The following is a 21636-nucleotide window of genomic DNA, read 5'->3' as shown; positions in this document are numbered from 1 at the left end:
TATTTTTTCCAGTCGAGGATTGGATCTGAATCAAGATTTACAGGCTTACCAATTAACATTGTGAACTCATTCACACCTTAATTATATCAAAATAACTGTCTTGACATCTTGTAGCACCATACTGCCTGGGAGTAGCTCCTTCTTTAACTGACCTTTGAAGTAACTGGCAGGATATTTTAAACAATTACCGAAATTTTCAATCATAATGGAACGAGTAATTGGAATTTGAATAAATAAGAGCCAAAACAAAAAGGGCTACCGCGTGATTTACCGGCGTTCTTGTTGCAAGGATAGGGAAACAAGATGAAGAGGTGCAACATGATTCGAGGAGTAATTATTGAAGGGCTGTCTACTGTAGGAAAAACATCGGTATTTTCTGCAATAAAGAGAATACATTGCCAAACACACAATGGTGAAAAGGCGATAATTGCAATAAGTGAACATTACTCGCAAGTTTTGCATTCATACCAGGGTGTCTTAAGATCCATGGACAAGGATGAACATATTCAGCTTTTAAATCGTCATGTTGAGTATCTTGAGCAACAATTCGAATGGATTGATTCACTTGGTCATATGAAACCATTAAACGGTCTGTTTTATCTTTTGGAGAGGTTCAATGTAAATCATCGTGCGGCCTTTAAAGATTCTGATGAAATTGAAATGCTGGAAAAACGTCTATCGAGGCTGAATGCACATTGTATACTCTTAACCTTATCCCCAGATGCTGTAGAGCCTAGATTTATTGAAAGTCGGGGTGAAGCTTGGAAATCGTATGTGATGGAAAATCACCCCACGGTAACAGAGGCATGTCAGAAGTTTTTAGAGGATCAGGAAAAGCTTCGTATGTGTGCTAAACAATCGCTTATTCCCACTTTAGAGATAAACACAGATGAAGCAGACTGGGATTCTTATGCAAAACAGATACTAGCGGAATTACTCTAACGGCTAACGATATTTGAGAAGCTCGCCGCCGGCAGCTTCTTTTCGTTTATTGAAATAACAGGCAGGTTACTGACGTGGATTATTTTACCAATAACAATGTGTTACAATAAGGGTAATAAACTAATATATGGATGATCTTAGGGGATAAATATATGATGATATCAGAACTTCAAAAACATGTCGCTGACTTCAGTGAAAAAAATGGTTGGGATGCTTATGAAAGAGGTTCTAAAGATAAATAAGGCCATACAAGATGGAAGCCTAGACGAGCTTAAGCAAAATATAGGGTTTGAGATATTTGATGTTGTTTGGAACATTTTTGATATTGCTAATAAGTTCAACATTGACTTAGAAGAAGCATTTAAGAAAAAGATGGAGATTAACAATCAAAGGAGCTGGCAATAGCAATATGTATAGATATACTCTTTGCTTCATTAATCGCGGCACAGAACTATTAATGATAAATAGAAATAAACAGCCGGAGATGGGTGTTTGGAATGGGGTTGGAGGCAAAATCGAACCAAGTGAAATACCGGAGCAATGCGTTTTAAGAGAAGTATTTGAAGAAACCAATATTCGATTAGAAAAAGTCTCATTTACTGGCACCGTAACATGGATAAATCCTGTCAAAGGTACCTCAGGGATGCACGTTTTTTTAGGCGAAGTGTCTGAAAATTATGAATACTCGACACCGGTCAGTATTGATGAAGGTATTCTTGAATGGAAAGAAATATCTTGGGTTTTAGATTCTAATAATCGTGGGATATCAAATCGAATACAGGAATTTTTGCCTTTAATGATTGATGGTTATATTCTTGATCATAGGTATACCTATGATCAAGATGGAACCACTTTTTGTTATGAACAAGTACCTTTAAACCAATTGGCTTAGGATCAACACGTTCTCTGCTAACAGATAATAATAGCTACAATATCTCAACACAAATATCATGAGGCTGCCGCGGGAATTAATCGGCGGCCTCGTATTGCTGTTACTGCTAAAGCATAATGTCCGCCAGTTGACGGCGTAAGTTGTCATGCTGGTGATGGACAAGTTGTCCATGTTAAATAAAAAGAAAAGGAGAATCAAGATAATTCCCCCTGGATGACGCGCTTGATCATATGATCGTCAATGATCCGATGTTTGTTCTGTGAGCCATAGATAAGAGCGTGCGTGCAGACCTTGCTGATTAACCGAGCCGAACCGCTGGAGAACCGAAAGATGTCGTCGATCGCGCTGTCGGTGAAGATGTCATGCTCTGCTCCGGCGGACGCCATGTGGCGACGAATGTAATCGCCGGTCTGAGCGCGATCGTAATGCGGGAGCTTGCACTGTAGGTCGATTCGCTGCCGGATGGCTGCATACGCCTGAAGATTTAAGCGATCCCACAGTTCACTTTGCCCGACTAGGATGAGCGCCATGGGACTCTGCGCATCCATCTTGAAATTCAGCAGGAATCGTACTTCTTCCAACATTTCACGATCCAGCAGATGCGCTTCGTCGACGACGACCACCGGTTGCAACCGATGAATCCCCCGCATGAGTTCAATCTCACGATGCAACTGACGCTTAGCGTCGCCGCGGTAGAACTTGGACTCACAGCCGAGCTGCTCGAGCAGTCCTTTGTAGAAATGCCTCGGCGTTAACTTGGAGTCCGACAAGTAGAGTACCTTGTACTTGGCGGGGTCGAGCACCTCGGTGAAACGGCGAATTGTCGTCGTCTTGCCTGTACCGCAGTCTCCGGTGACGACCGCGAACCACTGACGCTGGGCAGCGTACTCAAGTCGCCCGAGCGTTTCTTCCAGAATGATCGACTCGTATAGTTCACTCGTCGGCACGTCTCGCGAGAAAGGCGAACGGCCAAGGCTGTAGAAGGATTCAAACATGGCTGTCCTCCTTGCTTACGCGGCGGTAAGCCACAGCCGGCGCCTGCTGTACCTTGCGATCTTGGTTCTGTACTTCTGCCGCCGCTAAGAGTCGTGATGCATCAGCTGGCAATGGACCTAGATGTTCGGGCAGCGATGGTCGCTTGCCTGCACGTTCGCCGATAACGAGTTCTCGCACACGCCAAGGCGTATGCCCCTCATACTCAATGGATAGCTCCGAGATGTCCGCCGGGTCGAACACGACATCGACCGTACAGCCGATGAACGGCAGGCCAACCTCGTATTTACGGTCCATGAAGCTGATGCAACCAGACTTGTCGACCTTGCGCGTTTCGCAGTGCAGGAAGGCATTCGCAAGCTCGTCCGGGTCTACGAACCGCAGGGCTTTCTTGTCGTTGCGGTAGACCGTTTCCGGACTACGCTTATTCTCGAGCGCAGAATGCGGCTTGTTCTGATAGCACTCCGACAACCATACCTGAAACAGTTCATTGAGCCGCCCAAGCGTCTTTGGCTTCTCCAGCGCTGCCTCACTCAGGAACGCGTCAACCACGCGGTTGAAGCGTTCGACCTTACCGGTAGCCTCCGGCGAATACGGCTTCGCAAACAGCAGCCGAATACCTAGTTTCGAGCAGGCGCGCGTCATCCATTTGGTTCGGTATTGCTTGCCATTGTCGAAGTAAACCGATTCGGGCACGCCGAACTTCTGTATGGCATGGCGGAAACAGTCCTCGACGATGGTCTTGTCCATGACCGGGTAGAACGCGCCGTGCAGCACAAACCGCGTCGCGTCGTCGATGAACGTCACAAGGAACACTTGCTTCATGGTGCCATTCGGACCAATGGGTAGGTAGGGACCGTACTTGAGATCTGAGTGCCACAGACGATTACGATGGCGCTGCTGGAAGCGTCTTGCGGCAACACCGGATTCGGCGTACATGCGCATATGGCGCGTGCTGTAGCCTCGCTGAGCCAGCTTCTCTTGCAGGGTGCTACGCTTGATTTCGCCTGGCTGTATGCGGCCTTCCCACTCGAGAATCTGAATGAGCTGCGCAACGCTCCGGCTCGGGACTTCGCGGCGAAGCAAAATGGCCTGCTCCAGCACCTCCTGTGGAATGGTGGCTTCGGAAGGCTGACGCCCTTTGCCTTTAGGCTTTAAACCGCCGAACCCCTCCTCGTTGTACTTCGCCAGGTACCGACGGAGTGTCCGCTCGGAGAGCCCGGTCTGCTCGCAGATTCGCTGTTTTATCTCTCAAGCTCTGGCGGGGTCGAGCCCTTCTGCCAGTAGCGGCGATAACAACTGTACACGCTCGGAGGCGATGGACTCCGCTTTCTTCTGATCTTTCATCTATTCTGCACCTCACTTTGGTAGACTTCGAGATGAGTCTACCGCAGCACCTAGCCGGACAAGAATGCAGAACGGGTATGTACCCACAAATTTGTATTTACGACCGGGCGGACAATTTGCGCCAGCCAGCCGGGGGCGTCCCCGACGTAGTGTCCGAACTCTTGATGTGCAGACTGCGAAGGAACGGACAACTTCTCCACAGGGTTCAGATGAAAGCGGACGGCAATGGATCTTAGTACGCCAAGCAAGTACGTGGACTGCTCTTGAAACCAGTCCTTCCAGCGACGCAGGGTTGCGTCGTCTGCAGCTACCGTGGATGCCGTCTCCGATTGCGTAACGACTTGCTCCAAGCATTCGGATTCGTACCGCTTGTAAGGTACGATGCAATCCGGCAACTCGTGATGAATCTTGCGGCACTGGTTGCACCGCATTCGGCGAATGAGTAGAAGGCGATGATCTCCGCCCCCGCCTACGATCTTCCGCTTCCTGCTGCCGATTACATGCATTTCTTCTCCACAGCAGGGGGAGAGAACCGCCTCAGCACATCTAACTGAAAACGCCGGGTGACTTCTCAACCAACGTATATTCTGATACAATGACCATGTTGATTTGGGGGATGCATCCCGTGCGCCTGTTGCAGCAGGCTCACGTACATGGGAGGCATCCTTTTCCTTTTCTATGATACGGACATTATATTCAGCAACTTGCGGACAGGCAATCCAGCCAGCTATTGGACGTTATCTTCTAGCGGCAACAGTATTGCTACTATCGTTTAGAAAACTTTAGTATAAAAATTCCTATTCCTAATGTTATTTTATAAGGAGATGATTACCATATGAAAATAGAAAAGGGTGGTATCCATTGAGTTATTACATAAAGGAACTAAGAAAGTTAGTCGGTTCAAGACCAGTTATAATGACAGGAGCATGCGTTCTTTTGAGCAGTAATCAACGACTATTACTCCAACGTAGAACGGATAACGATTTATGGGGACTACCTGGAGGTTCGATGGAACTTGGAGAGACCTTAGAAGAGGTTGCTGCAAGAGAACTTTTTGAGGAAACAGGACTCAAATCCAGGAGTCTTGAACTGTTTCATATATTTTCTGGAAAAGACCTGTATTATCAATATCCCAATGGCGATGAAGTATATAATGTTGTAATCGCTTACTTATGTACTGATTATGATGGAGTACCGAAAGAAGATGGAGACGAAGTACAAGAATTACGTTTTTTTAGCTATAGAGAAATTCCAATCGAATTATCTCCTCCAGACAAACCAGTAATTAATAAATTCCTCGAACAAGTTGCACGTCATTAAGTAACGGGAACGATAGCTCGATCAAACACGACGGCAGCCAACTTGACACATCGGTTGCCGTCTTCCGTTGAAGTAACGGGCAGTAATGTTTAACTACCGATGTTAATCTGTAAGTTAAATATCAGCCAATTTTCAGTAGTATAACTTCCAGTTTTATGAAATAATCTTCTTAAGAAAGCTGCCTAATATTCCTACGGCAAGGAAGTTTTTCGAAAACATTTTAATCGAGGTGTACATATGAATAATATTAATCTTGCTAAATCATATGATATTGACTCGCATAGAAGGGTAAATGCTACACCTGCTGAGTGGAAAGTTATTGAGAGAGAAAATTTTCTGAACAAGTTACTTTCATCGGATAAAAAAAAATGCTTGAAATTGGTGCTGGTACAGGCATTGATAGTCTTTATTTCAAGGAAAATGGTATTGAGGTAACAAGTGTTGATTTGTCTTCTGAGATGGTAGGCTATTGCAAGGAGAGAGGACTTCAAGCATATGTCATGGACTTTTACGATTTAGATTTCGCCGACAGTACATTTGATGCTGTATATGCCCTAAATTGTCTGTTACATGTGCCTAAAAACGAAATAGATGACGTACTTTTAGGAATCAAACGAATAATTAAACCAGATGCTCTCTTCTATATGGGATTGTATGGTGGAAAAGATTCAGAGGGGATATGGGATAATGATTGGTGTGATCCTAAACGTTTTTTTGCATCATATTCTGATAATTCAATAAGAGCGGTTGTAGGAAAACATTTTAAAAAAATAAGTTTTAACACAATTCCATTACAGGATGGACAACCATATTTTCAAGCACTTACTTTACAGAAATAATAATGAAAAGTTAAATTTGCGACACCTGTAGATATTAAGCTAACGGGAGACGATAGTTCGGTGGCCTCAAAATTGGTATACTCTAATCAAGTCATGTTCTAAGCTGCCGATTAGGTAGCTTTGTTTGTTTTTTTGGATAAGATGTTTGTATGAATCGAAAGGGGTAAAAGTCAAATGAAGAATATCAAACCAGTAAAGTTGGATGATCTAGTCGGTGAAATTGAACTTCAAATTGATGATACTTTAAGTTTTATAAACACCAAAACAGGCGAAGTTATTACATTAATGAGAGAAGAAATTGGAGCTGCAGAAGATGAAAAACCACTTGAAAGTTTTCCTGAATGGCAAAGAGAGAATATTGAAAAAGCAATAAGCATTATTGAGGATGAAGAAGGGGTATACGTTGACTTCTCGTTAAAAAACGATTTCAACGAATATGAAATCATACAGGATTTTATCGGGACTCTAGAGGATGACGACATTAGAGAAGAACTGTATGATGCCATTCAAGGAAGAGGAGCATTTCGGAGATTTAAAGATAGTATAATTGAACAAAGTGTCGATAAACTTTGGTTTAAGTACAAAGAAAGTAAGATAAAGGAATTAGTAATTGATTGGTGTAAGGAACACGAAATTGAAATCCAGCAGTAAGAAAGGGCCCTATTTTTACAATGAGTGAATAAACAACTCAGTTGTGCTAACTGGCAGAATAGTTCAACTTTATCACCATGAATCACGCTGGTTAGATGCATCTTATCCAGCTTGATCTTATTTTGCCGTTTTTCAATAAATCGAGGAGCGGATTAGAATAATTAACTAAGGTATGTTACAATTTTTAGAAAATGCTATCTGGAGGCTGCAAAGTGAGTAATGAAAAACTAACTTATGCAAGGACCGGCATTAACATAAACGATACCGATGCAGTTAAGCAAAATATGGTCAAAAGCTTGGAGACGAATAACAGTCGGGTATTGAACTCGCTTGGCGCCTTCGCGTCGCTGTACGACTTTAAATTTCCGGAGTACGAGCATCCCGTTTTGGTGATGAAAACGGAAGAGCCGGGATCGAAGCAAAAGCTGGCTTTTCAATACGGACGGGTTCGCTCCATTTGCTACGATATGATTAATCATTTGATCAATGACATCATCGTGATGGGTGCGAAGCCTCTTGCGGTTCAGGATGCGATCATTTGCGGTGCGATCGATAAAGAAACAATTAGCGAAATTGTTGATGCTGTTTCGGAGGCGTGTAAGGAGCAGGATTGTGTGTTAACCGGCGGCGAGACTTCCATACAGCCAGGGGTGTTGGAAAAAGGCTCGTATATTCTTACATCCAGCATCGTAGGGATCGCGGATAAATCGAAAATCATCGATGGTTCAGCAATACGGAAGGGAGATTTAGTACTAGCCGTTTCGTCGAATGGAATTCATACAAACGGCTACACTCTGGTTCGGGCGATTATAGACCAACATCCCGAAATCATGGATATGCAGGTAGGCGAGGAAAGCTTTTTAGACGCTATTATGAAGCCGCACCTCTGTTATTACAAGCCTCTCTTAGATTTATTTAGGATGGATGGACTTCACGGAATGGCCCATATCACGGGTGGCGGGATTGAAGGTAACTTAAACCGGGTAATTCCGGAAGGTTTAAATGCACTCGTTGACCTATCGCGTGTAGAAATTCATCCTGTATTCAAGTTGATTCGTCAAGTAGGGAACGTAGACGAAAGGGATATGCTGCGCACATTTAATATGGGTGTTGGCTTTATCTTGGTTGTTGACCCGAAAATAGCGGATACCGTAAAGCAGCACGTTACCGCAAACGGGTTGAATAGTTATGTAATTGGAGAAATAATTGATGGGGATAAGCAGGTTTTCTTCCAAAATGAATTAAATTGGGTTTAATCAAAAGCCGCCTAGGCTAGGGCGGCTTTTGATTTCTAATAATCGTTGCGCTAACGGATACGATAGCTCAACACAAACATAATGAGGCCGCTTCGGGCGGCCTCATTATGCTAACTGGCAGTTTTCTTCAACAACATAAATTTATATGATCTAACATTAATCCATTCAAATCTAGGCGTTCAATCGATATACTGCAAACAGTAAATTCGTAACTGGTAGTTTTATAGAGCAGAGGTCCTCCATTATTTACTAATGAAGAATGGAACGTGAGCAAACAACATGGACCAAACCATTATTTTAGGTATTCTTGTAATCATATTAGCAGCCTTTGTTCAAGGTTTAACGAGTTTTGGTTTTGCTTTAATATCAGTTCCATTACTTACAAAAATCCTTCCACTGCAACAAGTTGTGCCAATCGTTGTAATACTAAGTTTGATCTCAAATATATCTGTTCTCTTCAAAGCTTGGAAACATGTCGACTTAAGGAAAATATGGATTCTTCTCATTAGTAGCCTTGTCGCTGCTCCAATGGGGACTTTATTATTAATGTATACTGATCCTTCAATCATAAAAATTATAATAGGGTTTTTAATCCTTTTGTCCTCGATAGCAATATTGCAAGGAAAATCCTTCTCGATTAGAAATGAAAGAGTAGCTTTTGTTCCAGTTGGAGTATTAAGTGGATTGCTGAATGGCTCTGTTGGGCTAAGTGGTCCTCCTGTTGCGCTCTTCCTATCAAATCAAGGGGTAGATAAACAGACCTTCAGGGCGAACATCACAGCTTACGCATTTATTTTAAATATCATCACGATTTGTACGTATTTTTACAGTGGGTTGCTAAATATAGAAGTAGCGTTATATCTATATAAGTTGAATTAAAGAAATTCCACAACATGATCAGGCTCCATCCGGACACAGAGCCGGTCTATGACGGTTAGAGGTTGCTGCATTACCGCATTCATGAAAGAAGAGACGTTTTTACGGATCTCGGCTACCGTATGGTAGAAGACATTGTTCACGACATCGGCTTTCAGCCACTTCCAGAGCCCTTCCACAATATTCAGTTGGGGACTGTATGGTGGCAGAAAGACGAGATTTAGCCGCTTGTTCTCGTTCAGAAACAGTTTCAGCAATTTGGCATGATGAATGCGGGCGTTGTCCAGCACCATTGTAATCGTGCCCGAAGGATACGCTTCAAGCACCTTCTTGAGGAAAAATAGAAACGTTTCGGCATTGTAGGACTCATCTTCGTGCCAAACGATCTGGCCACTGCAGTAATCGACGGTCGAAAGCAACTTCACGCCGCGGTGTTTACCGGTGGTTCGGACGATCCGTTGCTTTCCCTTTTCAAACCAGGTCCGTTGAAGAGCCTGGTAGTCCCGGATCATGCTTTCATCTTCAAACAAAAGGTGAGCAATTTCGCCAGTTTCAACCCCTTTTTAGGGTCGGGAATGTTACTTCCACAAACTGTTGTTGTTTGGCGGGGTCTGCGGCAGCAAGCGTATACGTCGGTTTCGTATAGCTCATATGCATATGCTCCATCAGCTTCGACACACCGCGCAGCGAGTAACGATGTCCATAGGTGCGCTCGATGTAATCGGCAATAAGCTGTAAGGTCCAATTGAATTTGGCCGTGAAGCCCACGTCAGCCGGCACCTGATTGACAATCGCTTGCTTCAATTCCTCTCGTTGTTCCGGGGTCAGCCTCGAGGTCCGACCGGGAGAGAAACCCATGTGAAGACCGGGTAGCCCTTCTGTTTCATAAGTATGGATGTAGCTGCGAATTGTTTTCTCGGATCGACATAGGATTCCAGCTATCTCCTTAACAGGCATTCCCATGATTCGTAACCGAACCGTCTGCAAACGTTCGTACATCCGGCGATCCTTTGTGGATCTCAGTCGTTCTTCCACTTCAGCCAGGGCGCCTTTGTTCGTCATCCCGTTCACCGCCTCATTCAGAATCTTACCAAACCAGTTCGACGGTGATAAGGAAATCCCTTGCTTTTTTTTGGAAGTTCAATGCTTCAATCTATATAGGTTGGATGATACCAGCCTTAATTGCAGGCGTATTGGTGGGAATAAAAGCAGTTGATAAATTGAATGAAAAAACATTCAAAAAATTAGCGTTATGGTTAATCATTGTTTCCGGTTCTTGGACGTTATTAACTGGATTAGGATTCGTCTAAAGAAACTTTGATTGCTCAGCTAACGGGGTACTATAGGGTGATAACTCACTTTTAAAACCTCAATAGGGGACGTGTAAACATGGCGAGTAGTTCGAATCAAGATTTGACAGACTTTTTCGATTACGCCTCATGGTTTGTTGAGCCGAGTGATCAAGTATCGTTCTCCCAAACGATCCAAGGAAGAGATTTCTTTCATCTTTAGGTACGGTTCACCAACTTATTCCCTACACTCAGCGAATTGCTGTGGAACTCGCGAGTCACCGAGCTTCAGATCAACCATGAACCTTGCCAGTTATTGGGTTGGACGGATCATCAGGGAGAGACTTCGGATGGCTCGTGAAACCACCTGTAACGGTAGTAGATAAACCGCTTTGTCCAGAACATCGGACATTGTTAGCCCATTTCGGCGGAATCACGAAATGATGGAATGAGATGGAAAACAGCTGGCTCTGTAATTTGAACTCTGCGCTTACCTATCAAGAGGCGGAGGAAGGCTTTCAGGGGTGGGAATCCTATATCGCAGAGGTGTGCAGTGATGAGCGGGAGCTCGTTTGAGATAAAGCCTATCGATTACATTGCGTTTGCCTTTGAAGCCAATGGCAATCTCACGTTGTATCGTAAGACGGACTCGTCCGTCATCATGATCGCGCACGATCACGGTTTTGAGCATATTACACGATTGGAGGGATATCCGGAGTATCGGTCTACACCATTAACGACTGTCCCCAATTTGTCACTTGGGTCGAGAACGTCGCTAAGCAAGAAATCGTAGATTGAATCAATGATGATGTTTCGAGACACCTCATTCCATGGAGGTTTTTGGGCAACCATTGAATAAACTTGATTGAGGGATGGAGAACGATAGTTCAACACCAGAATGGCTGCTGCGGTGCAGCCGTCATTGTGTTAAAGCATTTATAGTTATACGCTTTATTTTGTGAAGGAGGCGAGTTTTTTTGCTCTATATATTTAGCGGGTTACCAGGCACCGGAAAGTCCACGTTATCGTCAGCCTTGGCTAAAGAGTTACAGGCCATGTATCTCCGGGTTGATGTCGTGGAGCAGGCTATGCGGGATGCCGGAACGTGGGTCGACGGACCTGCGGGTTACATCGTGTGTTATGCAATTGCATCGCAGAATCTCCGGTTGGGCCTCGACGTGATAGCAGATACAGTCAATCCCATCCAAGTAACGCGCCAAGCTTGGCGCAACGTGGCGGAATATCTTGAAACTCCGTTTGTGGAAATCGAAGTAGTCTGCTCTGATGATCGTGAACACAGGCATCGAATCGAAACGCGTGTAGCCGATATTCCCGGCATTGTTCTACCTACGTGGGAGAAGGTCAGGAACCGACAGTACGATGCTTGGGACCGAGATCACATTGTCATCGACACAGCTCATCAAACTGTGTCCGAAAGCTTGACGACGTTACGTGAACAGTTGGATCGGGAGCGTAGAAAAATCAGTTGACTGCACTCCCTCAGAGACGATAGCATATTCATAACGAGGCTGTCGGCATGACCGGCGGCTTCATTACGTTAACTGGGAGATTACAACAATACGAACGGGCGGAATAACTCAGGCACAGGCTTAGAACATGATATTTTAGTGCAAGGATTGCAATGTCCCATTTCCCATGATCAGCTATTATCAAACTTGAGAGGAGGATCTGAATGGATTGGCTAGATCGCATGAATAGCGCAATGGAATATGTCGAAACACACCTGACTGAAGCAATCGATTACGATCGAATAGCAAGAATGGCCTGTTGCTCAGCATACCATTTTCAGCGGATGTTTTCGTTCATCACCAGCGTTCCGCTTTCTGAGTATATTCGGCGTAGGCGGCTCACCCTGGCCGCATTTGAACTGCAAAACAGCGGTGTGAAGGTAATCGACATGGCATTGAAGTATGGTTATGAATCGCCTGAGGCATTTTCCAGAGCGTTCAAAAAAATGCACGGTGTGATGCCAATGTCAGCGCGCGACAAAGGTGTTTCACTCAAGGCCTATCCTCGGGTATCCTTTCATATTTCGATTCGAGGTGATGTGGAGATGAATTACAAAATCGAGGAAAAACAAGGCTTTGAAATGTTTGGCGTTTCAAAGTTGATCAGTGGTGCTGGAGATGTACTTGAGCAACCGTTGGTTGAAATACCTGAGTTTTGGTCCAAGTGCATTTCTGACGGAACCGTAGACCGCATTCGTGCCGCTGCGGGAGTGGGGGGGAATGGCCAGCTCCATGCGGTATTATACAACAACGAGGAATACAACAACGAGGACAAATTCTCCTACATGATTGGTTATTTTTTGCCACAGGGCGGCTTGCCTGAAGGGTTTGAAAAGCTCTCAATCCCTCCTCAAACGTACGCAATTTTTTCAACTGGCCTCCACGCTTACGGACAAAGCGGTATTCATGATTTGTGGAGGCGTATTTGGGGGGAATGGTTTCCGAGCAGCAACTACGAATGCGCAGATGGTCCTGAATTTAGGATGACCTACGGTAGAGACAACGGCATGTGCGAAATGGAAGTTTGGGTCCCCGTAATTAAAAAAATTGAATCGTAGGATTGGTATTGAGGAAGTAGTCGTCTTGATGGGGCTACTCCCAGTTAAGACCAAGAAGATTTGAATCCTCCAACTCTTTAAACTAAATGGGAGACGATACTTTAATTAAACAGCCTGCCGGCGTGATCCGGCAGGCTGTTCAGCTAACAGGCAGTATCGTTTAGAAAGCTCGAGGATACAATTCCTATTCCTAATGTTATTTTATAAGGAGATTATTACCATATGAAAATAGAAAAGACCAGTTATAATGACAGGAGCATGCGTTCTTTTGAGCAGTAATCAACGACTATTACTCCAGCGTAGAACGGATAACGGTTTATGGGGCTACCTGGAGGTTCGATGGAACTTGGAGAGACCTTAGAAGAGGTTGCTGCAAGAGAACTTTTTGAGGAAACAGGACTCAAATCCAGGAGTCTTGAACGGTTTCATGTATTTTCTGGAAAAGACCTGTATTATCAATATCCTAATGGTGATGAAGTATATAATGTTGTAACCGCTTACTTATGTGCTGATTATGATGGAGTACCGAAAGAAGATGGAGACGAAGTACAAGAATTACGTTTTTTTAGCTATAGAGAAATTCCAATCGAATTATCTCCTCCAGACAAACCAGTAATTAATAAATTCCTGGAACAAGTAGCACGTCATTAAAGTAACGGATACGATAGTTGAATCAAAACACGACGGCAGCCGGCCAACGATCGGTCGCCGTTTCCACGGGCAGGATAGCAGAGTAATATGTGGAATATATTGTAGTACGGGGATTGAGGAGGAATTGTTATTAATTCTCAAAGTGACAAAATACATAAAATCATTGCCGAATGGGATCCATTTGATTTAAAGATCTACGGGATCGAAAGTTATGAAATACTAAGATGCATTCGCTCTAGCGGGTCAAGGGACCTTGAGCAAATAGCAGGGTATATTGAATCTATGCTTCGACATTTGGATCCTTCGCGGAAATTAAATAAAAGTGAATGCTTATTAACTGCTAAAAAAATTATTGAAATATTGGATTAATTCCAACACCATGAATAATTACCCCTCATTAAGTCATATACCAGAAGAAACTTGTATTCGAGAAGCTAGAGAAGAAACTGGTTATGAGGTTAGTATCATTAACTTGCTTAATAAAGATAAGAAAAAATACATTTTCCTCGTCGAGGAACTTTCAAATTAGAAGAAGGGCTATTGGGATATGGTTAGGTTTCGATAGACGAAGTAGATAAATGGGATGATAAGTCGGCGAAAATAAGGGATTTATATATCGAAACTTGCTTTTGAAGCTTACGGGGAGCGATAGCTTAATAACAACTCAGATGAAGCTACCGGCGAGGATCGGCAGCTTCTTTGCGTTAACAAGCAGCATTCAATAGTTCTTGTTTTTATGATCGAGATAATGGTAATATTTTATAGGAACGTATGTTTGTTTTTCGTTTTCCAACGGATAGGGGGAGTAGGCGTGGTTGAAATCATTGAAAAAGAGCAATTCCCTGTTAATGGAAAATTAGGAAAGGGCGTTTCTGATGAAGCTTCCCAATGGATACCCTCATTAAGGAAAGAAGCAGATAGTAACTTTATCCAGATAAGCAATCTCGCCATCCATCATCATGTGCAAACGGCTCCCGTTTGTTTCGTTAAGGAGATGTGTACATGATCCAATTGACGAACCGCCAGGCACGGCAATTTCTGCTATTGAAGCATGGGTTGTTGGGCGAATATCGTTTTAACGGAAAGCAGGGAGTATTGGATTTTGTGCGGCAGGTCGGTTGTATTCAATACGATCCCATCGATGTTTGCGGAAAAAACGCCGAACTGGTGCTGCAGTCGCGAGTCAAAGGATTTACCAAGAGCATGCTCGCCGAGTTGCTGTACCAAGATAGAATCCTTGTCGATTATTCCGACAAGAATTTGGCCATTATCCCTGTCGAGGACTGGCCGTATTTTGAGCGGTACAGGCAGGCCGCCCGACAACATGCCAAGCGCTATCCCGAAATGGAAGCGTTGACAGAGCAAGTGCGAGCTCACATCCAAAATCACGGTGCGCTAAGTTCGGATGATTTAAAATTGGATGGGAATTTCGCTTGGCGATCGGCCATCCACTGGAGCAGCGGAAACAATTCATCCCGGTCGGTGCTGGAGCAGATGTACTCGACAGGCGAGTTGATTATACATCACAAAAAAGGAACGCGTAAATATTACGATATCGCAGGGAAGTACATACAGCCCAATCTGCTGAATGCGCCGGAGCCGCTGGAAGGCGAGCTGGAGCATCACAAGTGGCGGGTACTGCGTCGAATCGGCGCTGTTGGCCTTTTATGGAATCGCGCATCCGATGCCTGGCTGAACATATGGGGATTGAAAGCGGAGCAGCGCAACGAGGTTTTCCGCCAACTGTTGCACGAAGCTCGCATTGTTGCTGTTGCCGTGGAACAAATGAAGGATATACTTTATTGCCGCGCGGAGGACTTGCCGCTTATTGAAGCCGTTCTGCAAAATCCAGCGCCGAAATGGCGCTGCGAGCTGATTGCCCCGCTAGATAATTTCATATGGGACAGAAAACTGATCAACGAATTGTTTGGATTCGATTACACCTGGGAGATTTACACGCCTGCAATCAAACGGAAATTCGGCTATTATGTGTTGCCTCTACTATATGGAGAAAGCCTCATCGGTCGAGTCGAGGTAATCGTGGAGCGAGAAGCCGGGACGCTGGTTGTTAAAAACATCTGGTACGAGAACAATATAAAGCCAACAAAGCAATTGCGAAGAGCTTTGGACAATTGTTTTCAAAATTTTGCATTATTTAACGGCTGCGAGACGATTTCGACAGAGTCTATGAACGGATAATTCCAGTTCCCCGGTAACATCCGCCGACAAGTCTCCACATACGAATCAGGGCGGTCGACAAAAAGAAGATGCTGCAGGGAGCTCTCCGAATGGCGGTGCAGCATGCCTACGAACAAGGTTACAAGCGGGAGGACTCTCAGTATCGCAATGGCCTAGCCGGTTACGACGCATGGATCGAGGCGTTTCAGAAGCGGAATGTCGAGGTGTTCGGGAATACGCTCCACGGGTTGTATGTTCACGATCAGCGAATGTATGCAGCTGAGTTTATGGAGCGGATAGCTATAGAGCTGCAAGGTGAAGATGAGGAAAACCAACAACTTAGTTCGCTTGCCGGACAAGCGGCCCGCCATTATGACAAGGTCTCCGGCTGCTTCGGAGCGTTCAGAAACAGATTCCCCTTTCCGAAGGGCGGCGATCCGAACGACCCGGAGCAGGCAGAGGCGGCGATTCAGCTTCTGACTGAAGCGAGAGCCGAAGAGGGGAAAGGTGTCGGGTGTCTGGAAAAGATGCTGCAAATCCTGAATAATCAGGCGAGATAAATTAAACCTGTGTAAACCAGGTTATTACGGGATACGATAGCGTGGAGCTGCCTCACACAGGAGCAGCTCCTTTTTGTTTATCGTTGAAGTAACGAGCATCTTAGCCGGTTTCATTTTCTTTAGCGCGGAGATTGCGGTACAATGGGGGCTACAACTAACGTTGAAGGGGGCGGACTCATGCTGCTGATCGATTATCCCGATCTTCACGATCCGGCACTGAACCTTGCGATTGAAGAATATGCGCTTCGGCATTTGCCGGGTGGACACGAATATCTGATTCTCTATGTAAACGAACCTTCAATCATCATCGGTAAGAACCAGAATACGGCGGAGGAGATCAACGCCCGCTACGTTGAGGACAACCATATTCACGTCGTGCGCAGGCTGTCGGGAGGAGGTGCCGTCTATCATGACCTCGGCAATCTGAACTTCAGCTTCGTGACGAACGACGACGGCAAGTCGTTTCACAACTTCCGCAAGTTTACCGAGCCGGTTGTCCGAGCGCTCCGGTCACTGGGCGTTGGGGCCGAACTGACCGGACGAAACGACCTACAGGTCGGAGAACGCAAAATATCCGGCAACGCGCAGTTTGCCTCGAGAGGACGCATATTCAGCCACGGCACGCTGCTCTATGATTCGGACATGGCGGCCGTGGCCGCCGCGTTGAACGCCAACCCGGAAAAGTTCAAGTCGAAAAGCACCAAGTCGGTGCGCAGCCGGGTCGCGAATATTACGGAGTTTCTGTCAGAGCCGATGAGTATCGGCGCGTTCAAGGCGAAGCTGCTGGCGTCCATTTATGAGGGACGGACCCCCGAACGTTATGAGTTGACGGACGAGGACTGGAGCACGGTACGGAAGCTGGCGGATGAGCGCTACCGGAGCTGGGATTGGAATTACGGACGCTCGCCGGCGTTCAACGTACGCAAGACGAAACGTTTGTCGGCCGGCACATACGACGTCCGGCTTAATGTCGAAGGCGGCGTCATCCGCGAGGCGGCCGTGTATGGCGACTTCTTCAGTCTTGGCGAAGCGGCGGAGTTCGCTGCCAAGTTGGTGGGGGTCAGGTACGACGCTGAGGCAATCGGTGACCTCGTCGATACGGTGGATCTGACGCACTATTTCGGTCCTGTTACGCGCGATGAATGGATGGACCTGTTTTTCTACGAGTAACCATTCACAATAGCACCATGACGAGTAGGCTGCCGGCATCATCGGCAGTCTGCCTTACTATCGGGCAGCAGTATGGTGTCATATTGGAATCTAATCATAGGGTGTAGATAAAATGAATAAGCAAGTCGCGATTTTAGTCGTTGAGGATGATAATGATATCAATCAACTATTATGCAACATTATTCGAAATAGCGGGTATTTTCCTCAATCCGCTTTTTCCGGCACAGAAGCCATGATTTATTTGGAGAAGCAGGAATGGGATATGATATTGCTGGATTTAATGCTTCCCGGAATGACCGGGGAAAAGATTCTTGCAACAATCAGCGAGCAAAGTTCAGCACCTGTCATGATTATTTCGGCAAAGATGGAGAAAGAGTCGAAAATCGACGCACTACGAACAGGTGCAGATGATTATATTACAAAACCTTTTGACATTGAGGAAGTATCTGCGAGAATCGATTCTCTCTTAAGAAGATCCCGACGTACTAGCCAGACTGCGCCAAACAAAGTGATCACCTATAAAGACATCTCTATGGATACAGACTCTAAAATCGTAAATGTCAATGGGGCGGAAATTAATTTTACGGCACGGGAATATGCAATTTTGCTCCTTCTTTTGTCTTCTCCCAAGAAAGTGTTTACGAAAGCAAACCTGTTCGAAAGTGTATGGAAGGAAGTTTTCCACGGGGATGATAATACGATCAATGTTCACATGAGCCATATCAGAAGCAAGCTATCCGTTGCCAATCCTGACGAGGAGTATATAGAAACGGTCTGGGGAATGGGGTATCGATTAAAAGCTTAAGCTTTTTTTAAGGACCATCTTAAGCCTTTCTTATGTTTTGCTGCTTACACTAAAAGCATGATATAAGGAGGTACGATAAATGGGCGATTATGTTCTAAAAACAAGCGGTTTGTCCAAGCGATACAAAGATCAATTGGCTTTGAATAAGGTCGATCTTTCTATAAAAAAGGGATCCATCTACGGGTTTATCGGGCAAAACGGCGCAGGCAAATCAACATTCATTAGGGTCGTAACCGGCCTTGCTTTTCCAACCAACGGGAAGCTTGAGTTATTCGGATGCAGCAACGAACAGGAGCTTATTCAGGCTAGAAAGCGAATCGGGACGATTATCGAGGGCCCTGCATTGTATCCGCATATGAGTGCCGCTGAAAATCTGGAAGCGCACAGGTTGTTAAAAGGTATTCCTGGGAAGGCATGCATTGAAAAAACACTTTCCCTTGTAGGACTGCGGGATACAGGAAAAAAGAAAGCCAAAAATTTTTCCCTCGGGATGAAGCAACGGCTGGGTCTCGGCATTGCGCTATTAGGAGACCCGGAATTTTTAATTCTTGATGAGCCGATCAATGGGCTCGACCCTATGGGCGTAGTAGAAATCCGGGAGTTATTGAAGAAACTGAATCAAGAATATGGAATTACCATGTTAATTTCGAGCCATATTTTAACGGAACTCCACTTGCTTGCTACCCATATCGGCATTATTCATAAAGGGCAATTGCTAGAGCAATTAACGGTCAATGAGCTTAACGAGAAATGCCAACAGTACATCTATATTAAAGTGGATAACACGGATAAAGCGGCGGCCGTGATCGAAACTCAGCTCAGGTCTACTCGTTATGAAGTATTGCCTGACGGAACGATAAAACTATTTGAACATGTTCATGCCCCAGGTAAAGTATCCAAAACACTAACGGATGAAGGGTTGATTATTGAACAATTCATGCCGGTCGGGGAAGATTTGGAAACGTATTTTACCAATCGGATCGGGGGCGGCAAGCATGAGTAATTTGTTGAGAGCTGAATTATATAAACTGAGAAAAGATCGAATTTTTTGGTCATTGGTCATTGGCTTGATCGCGGCAGCGGTTTCGTATCTGTTGCTGATCTTCGTTGTATTGAAAACGCCTTCCGTATCCATAAAAGAATTATATGCTGCAGTAGGGCTGGAAGGGGGAAACAGCTATATCATGAAGTTGGTGCCTTGCATACTTGCAGGTTTCTTTATCTCCAACGAATATTCTATCGGTACAATGAAAAGTATCGGTACTTCCGGTAACGGCCGAATCCGTATTTATTTTGCCAAATTAGTTGTATTTTCATTGGGTGCCGTAATGATTTCATTATGCTTTCCTATGGGATTGATGCTGGTGGGAACCATTTTTTATGGGTTCCACGATATGCCGGGCCTCGATTATTTTATTCAGACCGTCGGATTTACCATCCTCTATGCATCGGCCTTTGCGTCGATTATGGCTTTAGCTGCCATCCTATTTACAGATAGCGGCAAGACGATTGGCTTTTTGATCCTATTTTTCTTCCTTTTTGATAGTATTCTGTACACGTTAGGCCAGAAATTTACTCTAATCGAAACATTCTATAATTATTCTGCCTTTAAACTGGTGTTAGACATTAGCAAATTTAATTTGGGTAACGGTGAAGTGATTAAATTAATGATCGTACCCATCGTAACTTTTGTTACTTTCGGACTTATAGGCGGTTTCGTTTTTCAAAAAAAGGAAATCAAGTAATAGGAAAGCGGGTGAGAATGGTGATCTATATTGCATTTATTTCGGTACTGGTCGCCTTATTTTTTCTCACTCGCTTTTATTTGTTAAAAAAAGAAATAAAAAGTGCTACCAAGCAATTACGCCAGTATAACTCCAAGAAGACCGGTAAGAAAATCGATATGGCCTATTATGATAAAGACTTTGAAAAGCTCGCGGTTGAAATCAATCATCAAATCGATTCCACGGTTCAGGCACATGCAGACAAACGGCATAAAGAAAACGAGTTGAAACAGGCGATTGCCAATATATCGCATGATATTCGTACACCGATGACCTCGATTTTGGGGTATATTCAATTTTTGGAGTCGGATGATTTACCTTCAGCAACAGGAAAGCAGTATATTACGACCATTAAAACGGGGGCGCTGCGATTAAAAGCGTTATTGGAAGACTTTTTTGAATTATCACTCATCGAATCGGAAGATTATTCCTTAAAGCTGGAAAAGATCAAGCTGAACCAACTGATTTTGGAAGTGCTAGTCGGCTTTTACGATCCATTTATTCAGCATAACCTTGAGCCGGAGCTTCAAATTCCAGAGGAAGAGATAAGCATCATAGCCGATCCGTCTGCAGTAAAACGCGTGGTTGAAAATTTAATAATTAATGCCATTACACACTCCGACGGAAACGTATCAATTCGCCTGGAACGATCGCATTCTTCTGTACAACTGACCGTCAGCAACGCGGTGAGTCGGTTAAGTGAAAATGATCTTGGTTTTCTTTTTGATCGATTTTATAAATCGGATAAAACAAGATCCGAAAAGGGCACGGGTTTGGGACTATCGATCGCTAAGAGCCTTATGATAAAAATGCAGGGCAAACTGACTTCTAAATTAGTAGATAATAAGCTCATCATGACCTGCGAATGGGACAGGTTACGGTGAAATTACGTTAAATCATAATGAGGTTAATATAATAAAGGGTTCTGTTAAACGAACTTATGGCCATTTTTTCCAGATGGCGGTAAGATAGTAGTAAACTGATCAAAGGAGGCCATATATGCTTGATATTGTAAGAATTAAAGAAAATATTCCTCATCGAAATCCATTTCTTTTAGTCGATAGAATTTTGGAAGTTAATGCGGGGAGGAGAGCTGTCGGGATCAAAAATGTGTCAATCAATGAACCTTATTTTAACGCCAAGTAAAACCAGGAGATCAACTCCTTCTTGTATTCGATATAACTCGAACTAAGGGACAGTTTGTCAAAGGAAAAGGCGTCGCTTCGGTAAATAATGAATTGGTATGTGAAGCTGAAATAATGGTTGCATTTAGCTCGATTTAGGTTTTCATCTAACGGGAGCAGCCATTTATTCCTCCCCGTTAAGCGAAGAGGAACGATAACGTGGAGCTGCCAAGAGGACAGCTCCTTTTAGATTCAGCGTGCCCAGCCAAGCACGCATCTTCTAGCCGGTGAAAGTCCGGTCACGGGAGGGGCCAAGCCCCCGTGTAGCTAGGATGCCTGCGTACGGAGAAATCTGTGCGCAGAAGCGCATCG

General features: G+C 44.6%; 20 protein-coding genes and 3 pseudogenes. 19 read left to right on the top strand and 4 right to left on the bottom strand.

What is annotated here, in order from left to right:
* Positions 1-318: 318 nt before the first annotated feature.
* Complete coding sequence (locus tag KXG62_RS32330) at positions 319-942, top strand: hypothetical protein (RefSeq protein ID WP_218096127.1); 624 nt, start codon at positions 319-321, stop codon at positions 940-942.
* 409 nt (positions 943-1351) lie between these two features.
* A complete protein-coding gene (locus KXG62_RS32320) occupies positions 1352-1834 on the top strand; it encodes an NUDIX hydrolase (RefSeq protein WP_218096126.1) in 483 nt (160 codons plus the stop codon).
* A gap of 194 nt (positions 1835-2028) precedes the next feature.
* On the opposite strand, the gene KXG62_RS32315 is transcribed toward KXG62_RS32320, so the two are convergent.
* The 3 genes and pseudogenes from KXG62_RS32315 to KXG62_RS32305 all read right to left on the bottom strand — a co-directional run bounded on the left by KXG62_RS32315 (position 2029) and on the right by KXG62_RS32305 (position 4749).
* A complete protein-coding gene (locus KXG62_RS32315; RefSeq protein WP_218096125.1) occupies positions 2029-2829 on the bottom strand; it encodes an ExeA family protein in 801 nt (266 codons plus the stop codon).
* A pseudogene (locus tag KXG62_RS32310) lies at positions 2822-4174 on the bottom strand (DDE-type integrase/transposase/recombinase). Before KXG62_RS32310 ends, KXG62_RS32315 begins: the two are co-directional and overlap by 8 nt.
* A 50-nt stretch (positions 4175-4224) precedes the next feature.
* Positions 4225-4749, bottom strand: a complete 525-nt coding sequence (locus tag KXG62_RS32305; RefSeq protein ID WP_281427062.1) for a DUF6431 domain-containing protein — start codon at positions 4747-4749, stop codon at positions 4225-4227.
* A gap of 340 nt (positions 4750-5089) precedes the next feature.
* Here KXG62_RS32305 and KXG62_RS32300 point away from each other — a divergent pair, with 340 nt between their 5' ends.
* The 5 genes from KXG62_RS32300 (at position 5090) to KXG62_RS32280 (ending at position 9119) form a co-directional block, all read left to right on the top strand.
* Positions 5090-5494: an NUDIX hydrolase gene (locus tag KXG62_RS32300; protein WP_218096130.1), complete on the top strand. Its 405-nt coding sequence runs from the start codon at positions 5090-5092 to the stop codon at positions 5492-5494.
* 368 nt (positions 5495-5862) lie between these two features.
* Complete coding sequence (locus tag KXG62_RS32295; protein WP_218096124.1) at positions 5863-6333, top strand: class I SAM-dependent methyltransferase; 471 nt, start codon at positions 5863-5865, stop codon at positions 6331-6333.
* Positions 6334-6507: 174 nt separating this feature from the next.
* Entirely contained in the window at positions 6508-6984 is a 477-nt protein-coding gene (locus KXG62_RS32290; protein ID WP_218096123.1) for a UPF0158 family protein, read from the top strand.
* Between the two features lie 212 nt (positions 6985-7196).
* Entirely contained in the window at positions 7197-8240 is a 1044-nt protein-coding gene (gene purM / locus KXG62_RS32285; protein ID WP_246627741.1) for a phosphoribosylformylglycinamidine cyclo-ligase, read from the top strand.
* Between the two features lie 279 nt (positions 8241-8519).
* Entirely contained in the window at positions 8520-9119 is a 600-nt protein-coding gene (locus tag KXG62_RS32280) for a sulfite exporter TauE/SafE family protein (RefSeq protein WP_218096121.1), read from the top strand.
* On the opposite strand, the gene KXG62_RS32275 is transcribed toward KXG62_RS32280, so the two are convergent.
* Positions 9116-10178 (bottom strand): IS630 family transposase gene (locus tag KXG62_RS32275; protein WP_218096120.1). Its coding sequence is split into 2 segments (ribosomal slippage): positions 9116-9673 and positions 9675-10178, totalling 1062 coding nucleotides; the frame shifts between segments, so codons are not numbered across the junction. The two genes, KXG62_RS32280 and KXG62_RS32275, sit on opposite strands and share 4 nt — an antisense overlap.
* Before the next feature lie 1204 nt (positions 10179-11382).
* Between KXG62_RS32275 and KXG62_RS32270 the strand changes: the two genes are divergently transcribed.
* The 12 genes and pseudogenes from KXG62_RS32270 to KXG62_RS32215 all read left to right on the top strand — a co-directional run bounded on the left by KXG62_RS32270 (position 11383) and on the right by KXG62_RS32215 (position 21423).
* Positions 11383-11895 (top strand): P-loop nucleotide/nucleoside kinase family protein, encoded by a 513-nt coding sequence (locus KXG62_RS32270; RefSeq protein ID WP_218096119.1) that lies wholly within the window; start codon positions 11383-11385, stop codon positions 11893-11895.
* Between the two features lie 203 nt (positions 11896-12098).
* Positions 12099-12992: an AraC family transcriptional regulator gene (locus KXG62_RS32265; RefSeq protein WP_218096118.1), complete on the top strand. Its 894-nt coding sequence runs from the start codon at positions 12099-12101 to the stop codon at positions 12990-12992.
* Positions 12993-13239: 247 nt separating this feature from the next.
* Positions 13240-13643, top strand: a pseudogene (locus KXG62_RS32260) (NUDIX hydrolase).
* 811 nt (positions 13644-14454) lie between these two features.
* Entirely contained in the window at positions 14455-14649 is a 195-nt protein-coding gene (locus KXG62_RS32255; protein WP_218096117.1) for a hypothetical protein, read from the top strand.
* Positions 14646-15842, top strand: a complete 1197-nt coding sequence (locus KXG62_RS32250) for a winged helix-turn-helix domain-containing protein (RefSeq protein ID WP_218096116.1) — start codon at positions 14646-14648, stop codon at positions 15840-15842. The genes KXG62_RS32255 and KXG62_RS32250 overlap by 4 nt, the downstream gene beginning before the upstream one ends.
* Before the next feature lie 89 nt (positions 15843-15931).
* Positions 15932-16381 (top strand): hypothetical protein, encoded by a 450-nt coding sequence (locus KXG62_RS32245; protein ID WP_218096115.1) that lies wholly within the window; start codon positions 15932-15934, stop codon positions 16379-16381.
* A gap of 177 nt (positions 16382-16558) precedes the next feature.
* A complete protein-coding gene (lplA, locus tag KXG62_RS32240) occupies positions 16559-17551 on the top strand; it encodes a lipoate--protein ligase (RefSeq protein ID WP_218096129.1) in 993 nt (330 codons plus the stop codon).
* Positions 17552-17663: 112 nt separating this feature from the next.
* Complete coding sequence (locus tag KXG62_RS32235) at positions 17664-18356, top strand: response regulator transcription factor (RefSeq protein WP_218096114.1); 693 nt, start codon at positions 17664-17666, stop codon at positions 18354-18356.
* 79 nt (positions 18357-18435) lie between these two features.
* On the top strand, positions 18436-19359 hold the full coding sequence (locus KXG62_RS32230; protein WP_218096113.1) for an ATP-binding cassette domain-containing protein: 924 nt from the start codon (positions 18436-18438) through the stop codon (positions 19357-19359).
* Positions 19352-20101 carry an ABC transporter permease gene (locus KXG62_RS32225; protein WP_218096112.1) on the top strand — a complete coding sequence of 250 codons (750 nt, stop codon included), beginning with the start codon at positions 19352-19354 and terminating at the stop codon, positions 20099-20101. The genes KXG62_RS32230 and KXG62_RS32225 overlap by 8 nt, the downstream gene beginning before the upstream one ends.
* Before the next feature lie 17 nt (positions 20102-20118).
* Positions 20119-21024 carry a sensor histidine kinase gene (locus KXG62_RS32220; RefSeq protein WP_343223560.1) on the top strand — a complete coding sequence of 302 codons (906 nt, stop codon included), beginning with the start codon at positions 20119-20121 and terminating at the stop codon, positions 21022-21024.
* A 115-nt stretch (positions 21025-21139) separates the two neighbouring features.
* Positions 21140-21423 (top strand): annotated as a pseudogene (locus KXG62_RS32215) (hotdog family protein).
* Positions 21424-21636 lie beyond the last annotated feature (213 nt).

It is taken from the genome of Paenibacillus solanacearum, assembly GCF_910593845.1.
Taxonomy (GTDB): Bacteria; Bacillota; Bacilli; order Paenibacillales; family NBRC-103111; genus Paenibacillus_G; species Paenibacillus_G solanacearum.
This window is presented reverse-complemented; position numbering and strand designations above follow the sequence as displayed.

Excerpts from the sequence above, each read along its gene's own strand:
- KXG62_RS32220 (WP_343223560.1), top strand. The coding sequence starts at position 20,119 with ATGGTGATCTATATTGCATTTATTTCGGTACTGGTCGCCTTATTTTTT.
- KXG62_RS32320 (WP_218096126.1), top strand. The coding sequence starts at position 1,352 with ATGTATAGATATACTCTTTGCTTCATTAATCGCGGCACAGAACTATTA.
- KXG62_RS32290 (WP_218096123.1), top strand. The coding sequence starts at position 6,508 with ATGAAGAATATCAAACCAGTAAAGTTGGATGATCTAGTCGGTGAAATT.
- KXG62_RS32295 (WP_218096124.1), top strand. The coding sequence starts at position 5,863 with ATGCTTGAAATTGGTGCTGGTACAGGCATTGATAGTCTTTATTTCAAG.
- KXG62_RS32330 (WP_218096127.1), top strand. The coding sequence starts at position 319 with ATGATTCGAGGAGTAATTATTGAAGGGCTGTCTACTGTAGGAAAAACA.
- KXG62_RS32280 (WP_218096121.1), top strand. The coding sequence starts at position 8,520 with ATGGACCAAACCATTATTTTAGGTATTCTTGTAATCATATTAGCAGCC.
- KXG62_RS32250 (WP_218096116.1), top strand. The coding sequence starts at position 14,646 with ATGATCCAATTGACGAACCGCCAGGCACGGCAATTTCTGCTATTGAAG.
- KXG62_RS32235 (WP_218096114.1), top strand. The coding sequence starts at position 17,664 with ATGAATAAGCAAGTCGCGATTTTAGTCGTTGAGGATGATAATGATATC.
- KXG62_RS32225 (WP_218096112.1), top strand. The coding sequence starts at position 19,352 with ATGAGTAATTTGTTGAGAGCTGAATTATATAAACTGAGAAAAGATCGA.
- KXG62_RS32265 (WP_218096118.1), top strand. The coding sequence starts at position 12,099 with ATGGATTGGCTAGATCGCATGAATAGCGCAATGGAATATGTCGAAACA.
- KXG62_RS32300 (WP_218096130.1), top strand. The coding sequence starts at position 5,090 with ATGACAGGAGCATGCGTTCTTTTGAGCAGTAATCAACGACTATTACTC.
- KXG62_RS32230 (WP_218096113.1), top strand. The coding sequence starts at position 18,436 with ATGGGCGATTATGTTCTAAAAACAAGCGGTTTGTCCAAGCGATACAAA.
- KXG62_RS32315 (WP_218096125.1), bottom strand. The coding sequence starts at position 2,829 with ATGTTTGAATCCTTCTACAGCCTTGGCCGTTCGCCTTTCTCGCGAGAC.
- KXG62_RS32245 (WP_218096115.1), top strand. The coding sequence starts at position 15,932 with ATGGCGGTGCAGCATGCCTACGAACAAGGTTACAAGCGGGAGGACTCT.
- lplA (WP_218096129.1), top strand. The coding sequence starts at position 16,559 with ATGCTGCTGATCGATTATCCCGATCTTCACGATCCGGCACTGAACCTT.